The organism is Vreelandella stevensii S18214, assembly GCF_000275725.1.
Classification (GTDB): domain Bacteria; phylum Pseudomonadota; class Gammaproteobacteria; order Pseudomonadales; family Halomonadaceae; genus Vreelandella; species Vreelandella stevensii.
In genome coordinates this window covers 128,915-141,031 of sequence record NZ_AJTS01000015.1, presented here as the reverse complement: position 1 = coordinate 141,031, position 12,117 = coordinate 128,915, and the positions used below count along the sequence as shown (strand labels likewise).

10 protein-coding genes are annotated in these 12,117 nt (G+C 59.2%); 1 reads left to right on the top strand and 9 read right to left on the bottom strand.

Annotated features, from left to right (window positions below):
- From HSS18214_RS0103060 to gorA, 6 genes are all read right to left on the bottom strand, one after another.
- Nucleotides 1–994: UUP1 family membrane protein (locus tag HSS18214_RS0103060; RefSeq protein ID WP_016913838.1), on the bottom strand; the 994-nt coding region annotated here is incomplete at its 3' end.
- Nucleotides 995–1,032: 38 nt separating this feature from the next.
- Nucleotides 1,033–1,869 carry an ATP-dependent zinc protease family protein gene (locus HSS18214_RS0103055; RefSeq protein WP_026001685.1) on the bottom strand — a complete coding sequence of 279 codons (837 nt, stop codon included), beginning with the start codon at nt 1,867–1,869 and terminating at the stop codon, nt 1,033–1,035.
- 211 nt (nt 1,870–2,080) lie between these two features.
- The gene (locus tag HSS18214_RS0103050; RefSeq protein WP_016913836.1) at nt 2,081–2,473 is read right to left on the bottom strand and encodes an ectoine synthase; all 393 of its coding nucleotides are present in this window, start codon (nt 2,471–2,473) and stop codon (nt 2,081–2,083) included.
- Nucleotides 2,474–2,516: 43 nt separating this feature from the next.
- A complete protein-coding gene (gene ectB, locus HSS18214_RS0103045; RefSeq protein WP_016913835.1) occupies nt 2,517–3,785 on the bottom strand; it encodes a diaminobutyrate--2-oxoglutarate transaminase in 1,269 nt (422 codons plus the stop codon).
- A gap of 96 nt (nt 3,786–3,881) precedes the next feature.
- A complete protein-coding gene (gene ectA, locus HSS18214_RS0103040) occupies nt 3,882–4,460 on the bottom strand; it encodes a diaminobutyrate acetyltransferase (RefSeq protein ID WP_016913834.1) in 579 nt (192 codons plus the stop codon).
- Between the two features lie 252 nt (nt 4,461–4,712).
- Nucleotides 4,713–6,122, bottom strand: coding sequence for a glutathione-disulfide reductase (gorA, locus tag HSS18214_RS0103035; protein WP_016913833.1), 1,410 nt, complete (start codon nt 6,120–6,122; stop codon nt 4,713–4,715).
- Between the two features lie 156 nt (nt 6,123–6,278).
- Here gorA and can point away from each other — a divergent pair, with 156 nt between their 5' ends.
- On the top strand, nt 6,279–6,926 hold the full coding sequence (gene can / locus HSS18214_RS0103030) for a carbonate dehydratase (RefSeq protein WP_016913832.1): 648 nt from the start codon (nt 6,279–6,281) through the stop codon (nt 6,924–6,926).
- A 15-nt stretch (nt 6,927–6,941) separates the two neighbouring features.
- Here the strand turns inward: can and HSS18214_RS0103025 are convergent, their stop codons facing one another.
- The 3 genes from HSS18214_RS0103025 to tamB are packed head-to-tail and all read right to left on the bottom strand — an operon-like array spanning nt 6,942 to nt 12,109.
- Nucleotides 6,942–7,448 carry a c-type cytochrome gene (locus HSS18214_RS0103025; protein ID WP_016913831.1) on the bottom strand — a complete coding sequence of 169 codons (507 nt, stop codon included), beginning with the start codon at nt 7,446–7,448 and terminating at the stop codon, nt 6,942–6,944.
- Nucleotides 7,449–7,479: 31 nt separating this feature from the next.
- Nucleotides 7,480–8,100 carry a peptide-methionine (S)-S-oxide reductase MsrA gene (msrA, locus tag HSS18214_RS0103020; RefSeq protein WP_016913830.1) on the bottom strand — a complete coding sequence of 207 codons (621 nt, stop codon included), beginning with the start codon at nt 8,098–8,100 and terminating at the stop codon, nt 7,480–7,482.
- 10 nt (nt 8,101–8,110) lie between these two features.
- A complete protein-coding gene (gene tamB / locus HSS18214_RS0103015) occupies nt 8,111–12,109 on the bottom strand; it encodes an autotransporter assembly complex protein TamB (RefSeq protein ID WP_337459481.1) in 3,999 nt (1,332 codons plus the stop codon).
- Nucleotides 12,110–12,117 lie beyond the last annotated feature (8 nt).

Genomic DNA, 12,117 nt, shown 5'->3' with positions numbered 1-12,117 from the left:
TCACGCCCACCAACACGCGCAAGAAGACCACCACCAGCGCGCCAATCGGGATCAGCAGAATCGTCTGGAACAGCGCCTGCTCTTCCAGCGGCAGGCTGTGAATCGAGAAGTTGAGCAGCGTATCATCAGAGTAGTGGTTGCGAACCGCCGCTGACGCCGGCTGATTGTGGGTCAGCATGGAGAACGATACCCGCGAGTTGGTACCGCCCTGTACTTCGAGTACGGCACGTCCGCCGGTTTCCCAGAGCAGCAGATTCTCAGGACGACCGCGCTCGCCGGTGGCGGGGTTGAACAACGCCCACTCTTCGGCAGCCTGGTCAAAGACCTGGATCCAGCTACTCAGGTTTTGGCGACGCCGCCCATCTTCGAGCAGCAGGCCGCTCACTTCACGGGCCTGAACACCCGCCTGGTTGAGTAGACGCACGATCAGCGCCGAAGGCTGCATCTGGGTCAGCAGTAAGCGAGCATTTTCCCCCTGGCGATCCCCAGTGATATCGAGGATCAACTCGCGGGCAAAGGTCGCGTTATTGGCACTGCGTGCCCAGGCGCGCTCGATGAGCTGGTTGGCGGCCGTGTCATAGGGGCTTTCCCAAGGGGTAATGCTGGGGATTCCTGGCGGCGTTTGAATGGGCGAGCGGGCGTCCGGCGATACCAGCATCTGCACCGAGTAGTAAAGCTGCTGACTACCGGCTGCGTTGCGAATGGTCCACTGCGCCTGACGACCCAGCTCATCGGCCTGGTACGCCAATCCATAGCCGGAAGAGGCCGTATTTTCAGTCAATACGCGATAACCCGCCTGATGCGAAGGCAGCGCGAAGTCCACCTGCACCGGCCCGTTCTGGGCATTGAAATTGATGACAGCTTCGATTTCCCACACTTGCCGCTGTTCACCCGGGAACCAGGGTATTTCGAACTGCAAATGCCTGTGCACGCTGGTGGCAATACCCGCCAGCAGCAGCAACCCAACGATAAAATAAAATGGCAACCGGGACATGATGATTCCTTTCAGCGTAAAGCGGCAGGGGAGTGATATTACTCTTCGGTATCGTCTTGATCGGCCGCTTCATCATCAGCCGCCTGCTCAGAAGGTTCACCGCCTGGAAATTCGGGGCGTTCATGAAGGTAGGTTTCAGCCACGTCGATAGTGGCAATGTCCATCATGAAGCGACGGCCCAGCAGCACCGGAAAATCCAGATGAGTACGATCGTTCAGGGTGAACTCGACGTTTTCGCGGATCGGCCCCAGGGTCATCAGCAGCGAGATTACCGGGCGCGACTCTTCGCCGGAGGCCTGGACGATTCTGACGCGACGCTGAATGGGCGCCTCGATCCATTCGTCCCGAACGCGTTCTACGACCACATCGTCTTCATTAAGTGCCAGCTTGAAACGCACCCAGTTCTCACCGTCGCGCTCGAAACGCGTGATATCCGAAGCAGACAGCGAGGAAGTATTGGCACCAGAATCCACCCGGGCCTTGAGGTACGTACCGATGCCGGGAAAGCCGACCCATTCGCTGCGCCCAAGCAGCGTCTTGCCGTCTTCGATGGCTTCTGTCGGACACTCTTCACGAATGATCACGGGCTCCTCACCACGTGCTTCGAGATTGGCGACATCGTCACGCAGCAGGCGCAGGAGGCTTCCCACTTCGCGCACGTCGGCGGTCAGCGCGCGCTGCTGGGCAAGCTGCTGTTCATTGAGCGCCGAAGAAGCCTGGCACTGTTGCTGCAAGCTGGACTCGAGTTCAAGGATACGCGTGTTGAACGACGCCTCGCTTAGTGGCGGGGGCTCATTCGATTCGGGCTGCGTCACTGCACAGCCTGCAAGTGACATCGACAAACCGGCCATTAGCCATAGAACACCTGAGCGCATAACGAGGGATATCCTTAAACAATAAGAGCACGAATGATAAGGAGAGGGTATCTGCTTGTCCAACGCCACGGCGGCTTTTCACGAGTGCATGAAGCGATTGCGCCATCCGATTTAACATAATATATATTATGCGAACTAATCTGGCACCAACCGACGACTGACGCAAAGCGGCCTGGCACCAGGCCAGGCCGCAAACACCTGCGTTCAACGATCAGTCGTCAGCGGGTGCGTAGGATCCATCTTCACGGTGCACTTCGTTACCGGTAATCGGCGGCGTGAACACACAGGCCAAGTGCATGGTCTTGTGGGCACGCAGCAGGTGCTCATCGTGCTGGTCGAGAATGTAGATGTCGCCCGGCTTGATGGGCCAGATCTTGCCATCCGCCAGGGTTTCCACTTCACCTTCGCCTTCGATGCAGTAGACGGATTCGTAGTGGTGCTTGTAGTGAATATGAGTCTCGGTCCCTTCAAAGATGCGCGTGATATGGAACGAGAAATTACCGCCGTCATTGGCCAATACCAGGCGCGTGCTATCCCAGTTGCCGTTTTCGGCCGTGACGAGACGGTCGGTCTTGCGAGCTTCTTCGATATTACGAACGATCATGGGCGTACTCCATAACGTGGCAGCCAAGACGGCTGCCGTTCCATTAAGCGTTGATGACTTTCTTGACCGACGCTTCCAGAATATCCAGCGCTTCGAGCAGGTCGGCATCCGGAATGGTCAGCGGGCACAGACATTTGACCACTTCGCCATCCTGGCCACTGGTTTCGATGATCAGACCCTCCTCGAAAGCCGTGCTGGTGATCTTGTCGGCAATCTCACCCGAGACCACATCGATACCACGCATCAGGCCACGACCGCGCTCTGTAGCAGGCATGCCGTTCTCGCTGAGCAGCGCTGCCAGGGCCTTGAAACGTTCTTCGACGATACGTGCTTTACGCTGAACGTCGCGTTCGAAGGTATCGTTGGACCAGTATTTCTTCAGCGCCGCCGTGGCAGTCACCATGGCGAGATTGAAACCGCGGAACGTACCGTTGTATTGGCCTGGCTTCCACTTGTCCAGCTCTGGGCGCATCAATACGTGGGCGAACGGCAAGCCAAAACCTGACAGCGACTTGGAGTTGGTCACGATGTCTGGCGTGATGCCTGCATGCTCGAAGCTGAAGAATTTGCCGGTACGGCCACAGCCTGCCTGAATGTCGTCCACGATGAGCAGAATGTCATGGGCACGGCAAATCTGTTCCAGGCGCTTGAGCCACTCCAGGCCCGCCACGTTGATACCGCCCTCCCCCTGCACGGTCTCGACGATGACGCCGGCCGGAACATCGAGCCCACCCGACTTGTCGTTGAGCAGCTTCTCGAAGTAATCCAGCGTATCGGCGTGCTCGCCCATGTAGCCATCGAACGGCAGGAAGCTGGCACCCTGAGTGGGAATACCGCCGGTGGCTTCGCGGAACTTGCGATTACCGGTGGTGGCCAGTGCGCCCATGGTGACACCGTGGAAACCGTTGGTGAAGGTCACAATGTTATGGCGACCTTTAGCAACACGGGCCAGGCGAATGGCCGCTTCCACTGCATTGGTGCCTGTGGGCCCCGGCAGATGTACCTTGTAATCCAGACCCCGTGGTTTGAGGATCACATTTTCCAACGTTTCAAGATAGTCACGCTTGGCGCTGGTCCACATGTCCAGGCCATGTACGACACCATCCGTGGCCAGATAGTCGATCATCGCCTGCTTCAGATGGGGGTTGTTGTGGCCGTAGTTGAGCGTGCCGGCACCGGCAAGAAAATCGATGTACTCACGCCCATTCTCATCGGTCAGGCGTGCGTTCTGGGCCTTCTTGAAAACGACAGGAAAAGAACGTGAATAGGTACGAACATTGGATTCCATGCGTTCGAGCGTCTGGGTCTGCATAAGCGACCTCCTTATCTGTTGGGTCTGGTTGGCCTGATCGGCAAAAAGTGACAGCCGGGGCAACACAAGCGGGAAAACCGTTAACCTTGAAAGCTATCAGAGACTGCCTGTTTGAAACGGGCCGATTCTCACCAGGTTTTCCGGATCGTGCTCTCCACCGAGCTGTTCGGTCGAAAAGTATTCTCGGCTATTCAGCGGGGCCTGCCAGCGGGCAGCCAAGCGGCGAAATAGCCCCCAGGATGCCTGGTTGTCTGGCGTAATAGTGGTTTCGAGGTGATGCACGTCATCCAGTTCAGGGCGCGACATGATCGCCTCTACCAGCCGCCGTGCAAGCCCTGTACCGCGGGCTTTCTCACCTACGGCGACTTGCCATAGGAAGTAGGTATCAGGTGCATTGTCTTTCACATAACCTGAGACGAAACCAACGATTTCGCCCTCTTCGTTAGTGGCCACTGCGCAGGTATCGCGAAACTGGGTTGCCAACAGCAGGTAGGCATACGCGGAGTTGACGTCTAGCGGTGGACACGCCTTGACCAGCTCGTAAATGCCCCAACCGTCGTCGGCGTTGGGCTTGCGAATGAACAGAGGCGATTCGGCATGGCCCACGACGGCATCGGCCACGGTGGGTCTGGCGAGTTCAGCAGAGGGCGTAAAAGGCTTGATAGGCGTACTCATGGTTATGCTTCGCTGTAGCGAATTTGAGTTTCATTATAACAGCTGATTATGAGCAATTCAAAAATCATATTATTTATCCGTGGCTTTTCCATAATTCAGGGTTATCAAAACACCTGCCCGGCGCGCTGGGATCCACTGCACGACCATGATTCACTGAGTCTAGAACACCCACGCGTATGCGCGAGACAAAAAAAGAGGCAAGCTTCCGCTCGCCTCTCTGTTTGACACTAATGCCTCTGGCCGAGCCGACGCTCAGTAGCGTGAGGGAGTCCTTAGCGTGACGAACTCTTCTGCCGCCGTGGGGTGAATGCCCACGGTACGATCGAAGTCTTCCTTGGTCAGCCCTGCACGCACGGCAATGGCAATGCCCTGGATCAGCTCCCCCGCTTCTTCGCCTACCATATGAGCCCCCACCACGACATCAGTCGCATCGTCTACGATCAGCTTCATCAATACACGCTCATCGCTTCCCGAGAGCGTGTGCTTCATGGGCTTGAAGTCGGTGCGATAGACTCGAATGCCGTCGAACTGCTCTCTGGCGGCTTCTTCGGAGAGCCCTACCGTGCCGATATTGGGATGACAGAAAACGGCGGTCGGTATCGTGTGGTAATCCAGTGGCCGCGGGGGCCGCTGATGAAAGTGGATGTCGACCAGCTGCATGGCCTCTGCCAGCGCGACAGGCGTCAGTTCTGGGCCCGCGGTCAAATCCCCCAGCGCCAGAACGGAGGGCACGCGGGTCTGGAACTGAGCATCTACCGGCACCTTGCCGTCCGCATCCAGCTCGATCTGCAGCGTCTCGAGCCCTAGTCCTGCCGTATTGGCTTTCCGACCCGTGGCTGCCAACACGGCATCGACTTCCAATACGTCTCCGTTGGTCAGCTCGACCTTGAGTGCACCGCTCTCCAACGTATCGATACGAGCGATATTGACACCAAAATGAAGATTGACGCCCTTCTTGGCCATTTCCGCGCGGGTGAACTCCCGAACTTCCTGATCGAACCCTTTCAGGAACATCTCACCGCGATAAATGAGGTGGGTGTCGCTCCCCAGTCCATTGAAGATGCTGGCAAACTCCACCGCGATATAGCCGCCCCCCAGCACCAGGAAACGCTCAGGGAAGCGTTCAAGATCAAATACCTGATTGGAGGTGAGCGCCAGTTCGCTGCCCGGGAACTCGGGCACCCATGGCCAGCCACCCGTCGCCAGCAGGATCTTCTCGGCACTGTAAGTGATTTCCTGACCCTCTTGGGTCAACACAACCTGGTGCGGCCCTTCCAGCCGTGCACGGCCATTGAGCAGCGTGACGCCCGCACCTTCCAGCATACGCTGGTAAATGCCATTGAGGCGCTTGATTTCGCTGGTTTTGTTGTCGCGCAGAGTGGCCCAGTCAAAGGTCGGTGACGCGCTCATTTGCCAGCCAAAACCGGCCGCATCGTCGAAGCTGTCATGAAAATGCGCGGCATAGGAGTATAGCTTCTTGGGCACACAGCCTACATTGACGCAGGTGCCACCCAGGTAACGATCCTCAGCCACCGCTACCCGAGCGCCCGTCGCGGCGGCCATACGCGCGGCACGCACGCCTCCCGACCCCGCCCCAATCACCAGTAAATCGTAATCATGCGCCGTTTTGGCTGACCCGGTGTCTGACATCGTTTCTGACATGGTTGCTTCTACTCCTTGCTTGAAGCTGCCGCACTTGATAGGCAGCCCCCGATTGATCTGGAACTGACGAGACGCATAAAACTCGTTACTCTGTACGCCCTCGGCAGCATTGGCATGCTGCTTCTACGATGGAACTCGTGCTCCTGGGAGACTCAATTGTCCGATAAAATTGCCACGCTGCTGGAAAACAACCGTGCCTGGGCCGAGCGGATGTGTCAGGAAGACCCTGATTATTTCAAGCGCCTCTCGAGCCAACAAAAGCCAGACTACTTGTGGATTGGCTGCTCCGATAGCCGCGTACCGGCCAATCAGATCATCGCCCTGCCGCCTGGCGAAGTGTTCGTTCACCGCAACGTCGCGAATCTTTTGCACCATACCGACATGAACGCCCTGTCGGTGGTGCAGTATGCGGTCGATGTCCTCAAGGTCAGTTATATCATGATCGTTGGCCACTACGGCTGCGGGGGCATCAAGGCCGCCGTCACCGGAGGCGAGTGCGGCGTCGTGGACTACTGGCTGCACTCGGTGCGTGAGCAGTACAACCAGCACCGCCAAACGCTGGAAGCCCTGCCTCTCGACGCGCAAATCGATCGAATGTGTGAACTCAACGTACAGGCGCAAGTGAACAGCCTGTGTCGCACCAAGATCCTCCAGCGCGCCTGGCAGCGTGGCCAGAAGATCTCGGTGCATGGTTGGGTATATGGCCTGGACGATGGCCGGGTGAAAGACCTCGATTGCACCATCAGTGGGCTCGAACAGGTCGAGACCCTCTACCGTATCGACCGCGTTCAGTCGGGCGATTGAGCATAGGCCATCGCGCTAGTTGTAGCGATAAGCGCGGTGGCAGCTCCGGCAGCTGAGACTCACGTCCGAAAAGGCCCGCGTAGCGGCACGGTAATCCTCCTGCTGTGCGGCCTCCACCAGGTCGGATACTTTTTCTTCCAGGTCAACGAAACCCGCCGAGAAGTCTTCCCACTCCTGCCATATTTCAGGCCGAGCATCGGAGCCACGCCCATGGGTGCCCTCAATGAAGGCAGGCAAAAAATGTGCTTGAGTGGCCTTTTGCTGCAGCGCTTCCAGCCGCGGCTCGGCACCACGAGCATCCCGATTATTGACCAGGTCGAAACGCAGCTGGCGCAGCAGCCGCTCCAGGTCTTTCAACTCATCCTGGCGCCATATCACGGCTTCTCGTTCACTGGCAAACGGCGTATCTTCTACCGTTGTCGGCATGTCAGGCGTGCTGGCCTGAGTCGTCGACCCCAGCGTCAACAGCGCACACCCCGCCATGTTAATCAGCCATGGATAGTCACGTCCACGTCGCCACATCGTTGTTATCCTGTTCAAACGGTCATCGTTGTTAGCCAATCGCACAGGTCACGCCCGTGCCCTTCAACCCGCAATAGCCACCGGGATTTTTATCGAGGTACTGCTGGTGGTACGCCTCGGCATAGTAGAACGTGTCCAGCGGTTTGATTTCCGTGGTGATACGCCCTTTGCCCGCCGCTTCCAGCGCTTGTTGAAACTCAGCGGCACTCTGCTGGGCACGCGCCAACTGCTGCGCCGTGGTGGTGAAGATCGCTGAACGGTACTGGCTGCCGATATCGTTGCCCTGACGGTCTCCCTGAGTAGGGTCGTGCTCTTCCCAGAAAATCTGCAGCAGCTTTTCCAGACCAATCACACTCGGATCATAAACGACCCGCACGACTTCCGTGTGCCCGGTAAGCCCGGTACAGGTCTCCTGATAAGTAGGGTTGGGAGTGGTACCGCCCGCATAACCGGCAGCCGTGACGACCACACCGGGCTGACGCCAGAAAAGGCGCTCCACGCCCCAGAAGCAGCCCATCCCCAGCACGATTTCCTCGCAGCCAGCCGGAAATGGCGGATGCAGCGACGCCCCCGTCACGGTATGCACCTCACTGGTCTCGATAGGCGTGCTGCGGCCTTCGGGTGCCGTCTGGCGAGATGTAAAAAACGACATCGATGTTCTCCTATTGCTGCGGATAGACGTAGGGATCTCCCGAGCGGGTAAAGGTGTAAATCAGGTCAACCGCTTGATTCGCACCAGACACTGCCTGTAGGTACAAGTTCCGCCACAGGGTGTAGCGCAGCGTCAGCTCAGCGATGGGCGAGAAAATGCCCACCCCGTAACTGATGCGCAAGTCATCGGTCAGCTGGCCACTCACCGCCACCTGGCTTTCATCGCCCGCACCAGTGGTATCCAGCGTCAGGTCATCGATCCCGAAGGCTTGTCCCAGCGAGCCGACGGCCCCTCCGGTACGACCCAATGACATGCCGATCAGTGCCGTGGTCAGGGCACTATCGATGCCGCCCCCCGAAGCGTCAGGGGCACGACCACGTAACAGATACGAAAGCGCGCGGGTCTCGTCCATGGAGGGTTCGGAAAAGATCATGACGTTCGGTTCTTCGGCGTTGCCCGAGACCCGCAGCCCGGCAATGACTTCGTCTTCGGTGATGTCCGGATTACGAATCGCTTCGAAGTCCAGCACGGGCAAGCCGGGCGGACCGCTGAACAGCAGTTGGCCACGCCGAATCAGCAAGTCCTGCCCAAAGGCCTGGAAGCGGCCATCCACCAGGTTTACGTCGCCAAACAGCTGCAGTACCCCGCTCTCCTGGCGTATTTCCAGGCTACCCCCTAAACCAGACTCGAGGCCGTAGGCGGAAATCTGCATGTCGCGACCCAGGGTCAAGGTAATCAGGACATCGATGGCCATTCCCGTGGCCGCCAGTTCCTCGGCAGCGCTGGGGTCTTCGCCCGCTGCGATGGCGCGCTGGCGCGCCTGTTCGGCTTCTCGATCATCACGCTCGGTAATGATGATCTCATCGGGGCTGGGCGAGGTGGCCGACGAGGGCAAATCGCCTATTTCCAGCCGCGCCCAGGGCAGGTCGACATTGCCCCTGACCTGCAAACGCTCTGGAGTAATGCGTACACGAATGTCTGGTGCGGCTTCCAGGCGGCCGAACTGGGGCAGTACCACCAGCAGGGGCTCCTGAGTGGCATTGAGATCTATCCCGATCCGCCAGGCATCGCTGGCTGGCCAATAAGCTTCGCCGCTGATGTTCATCCGGCCTCTTTCGGCGGCTACGAAGCCGTCGATATCCCCCTGCTCGCCATCGAAGGTGATGCCGAATTCACCGTCCTGAACGTCCACCGGGATGTCCGGGCCATGTACTCGCAGGCCACGCAAGGCGAGTTGCCCCTGCAGGTCGGGCTGCTGTGTGCTGCCACCAATTTGGACGCTGCCGTTCAGCGCCCCCTCGAGGCGGTCCATGCCCAGCATCATCGGACGATAGGGTTCCAGGGAGACATTGTTGGCACGCAGTTCGCCTGCCAAGGCTCCTTGACCCAAGGGGTCGTTGACGGAGAGATCGAGGGTTATTTCTCCGGCTTCGGACAGCGAGAGCAGCAGGTTGGCATCGGCCTGTGATTGATTGGCCTCGATTTGGGTATCCAGACTCAACACCGGCAGGGCCACCGGCTGGCCGTAATCGTTGATGGCGGTGATCGCCAGCTCACTGAGTACTTGCACATTGGCTTGCCAGCGCGCGCCTCCCTGACGCCAGTTGGCCGCCAGCTCAGCGGTCGTGGCACCCTCGAAACTCCACTCTTCGGGCAAGAAAGGTTCGAGCATCTCCATGGGGACTTCGCTGACTCGCAGGCTGGCTTGCCCCTGCTCTGCCGATGCCGTCATGGGCTCATCCGAACAGACCAGGCCGCCTTCCAGTCGCCGCAAGCAGAATGGCGACAGTCTCGCCTGGCCATTGGCCAGGTTGTAGCCGATATCCAGCGGTGCTTCGAGGCGGATACTGCCCGCCTCGCTGTCCAGCTCCAGCGGCATCAGCCGGGCTTGATACTGCTCCGTAGCCTGATTGAAGCGGCCATCCAAAGCCAACGAGGCAGCGCTGAGCACATTGCCTGGCGCACCGTCGACATCGACGCTCAGAGTGTGTTGAGACAAGCGCCCGCTCAGATTGACGGCCAGGCTGGCTAGCGCCTGCCCACCGGCATTGACACTTTGGGCATCGAGTTCGACACGCAGCACCGGATCATCGACCCCCTGAACATTGGCCGCCAGGCCAATGGTTTCAATACGGTTTTCGGCAAACCTCAGTTGATTGCCGGTCAAGCGTGCGACCAACTCGGGGGCACTAAAGCTCCCGGTAGCGCGGAGGTCGCCGCTGAGGCGACCGGCCAGCTCCGGGTGCAGCGTTTGCAGTTCGGTGAGCGCGATATCCGCCTGCAGCGACATGGCTTGTTCACTCACCTGGCCGGAAGCCGTCAGGCGGTTGTTCCCCTGCGTGAACAGCAGTCGTTCGATAGCGACTTCCAGGTCGCTGTTGGCCTCCAGCGCGGCCTCCAGCGTCAGCGGATACTCTTGCAACTCACCGTCGATGGCCAGCTCAGGGAGCGCAATGTCCCAGCGCTCTCCCTGCTGCTGAACGTTGGCAGTCAGGCGCCCATTCAGGTTGCCTTCCAACTGGTCGACGAATAGCGAGGGGTCGACACTGCTCAATTGCACACTGGCATCGATGCGCAACGCGTCGGCCCAGTTCACTTGTCCTTCGCTGGTCAAGCGGCTCTCTTCGATACGCAGGTTGAGGGGCGCCCAGCGGAAGGAGGTCATGTCACCATCGCCGGTCAGGTCTATCGACGTATCCGGCACCTGAGGCGCCTGCGCGTCGACCAGCAGCCGCACGGCGTAGGCGTCCAGGCTACCGTTGACGGTCAAATCCACATCTTGTGCCACGTAGGTGGCGTCGGGATCACGCTCCATGCTTTCCAGCGGCCACTCGACGCGTTCGCTCTGCAGCCTCGCGGTAAAGGGCACATCAGGCGCCAGGACATCGACGTCGGCAGCCAGGGTCGCGTTGATCTGCCCCGACACATCCAGCTCCGCCGACAGATCCGCCAGCGAGCCAGAAAGCCGAAGCGTCAGCGTTTCTCCGCTCAAGGCCGGGAAGAGTTCCGGCAGCAGAAGCACGCTGTGCAGCTCGGCTTCCAACGGGTAATCGTCTGCCAGCGTCACATCCGCCATCAACCGCGCCGTGGCATCCTGGGTATCCACCTCCAGCGTAGAAAGCACCACGTTGTCACGCTCAGCATGTCCGGCCAGCAGTACTCGCTCCACGTCATAGGTGAACGCACCTGCCACGCTGACATCGGTGACCAACAGCGACGTGATCGCCACATCGATGGGTAGCTCGACGGCTGGCAGCGACAGTCGTTCACGCGGTGCCGGGGAACCCGCTATTGGCTCCTCATCGTGGGGCTGATTCACTTGGATGGCACTATCGATACCGACGGCGGTGAGCGGCGTGTCGATATCCTCTGTGAGCTGCCCACCCGGTGAAAGCGGCAGATGAACGGCAAGGCGTTCAAGGCGCGTCGGCTCGATGATGAGCTGCTGCCGTGCGCCAGAGAGGGAGGTAGAAAAGCGCTCCCAGGCCACATGGGTGCCATCGGCCAGGTGCAGCTGAACGTCGCTGATATCGATATCACGCAGCTCGATAGGGAATGGCAGGTGAATGCGCGAAAGGGGCGTGGATTCGCTGTCGGGCTCTTCAGGTGCATCGCTGGCAGCCAAGCGGATATCGGCGCCCGAGAGGTGCAATCTTTCCAGGCACAGCCTACCTGACAGCAGACAATCGTCGGCCCAGGCAAGCTCCACCTCATCCAGGGTCACCTGCGTGCCGCCCATGGCCAAGTGAAAGCCCTGAAGCCGAAAGCTCTCCAGCAGCGCCCCTTCCTGCTGTTCATAGCTGAACCAGCCGCGCTGTTCACCTTGTGAGAACAGCTGTGCCGTGCCCCAGGGGGACAGCGCCACGCCCAGCAACAGGGCGGCCAGGCCCAGCACCCAAAGGGGCAACAGAATCATCAAACGCAGCAGACTCCACAGCGTCAGCCATAGGCGACGCCGACTAGAGAGCATCTCGCGGTTTGGGGGTGTCGTTACATCAACCTTGGCCAAAGAGCTCT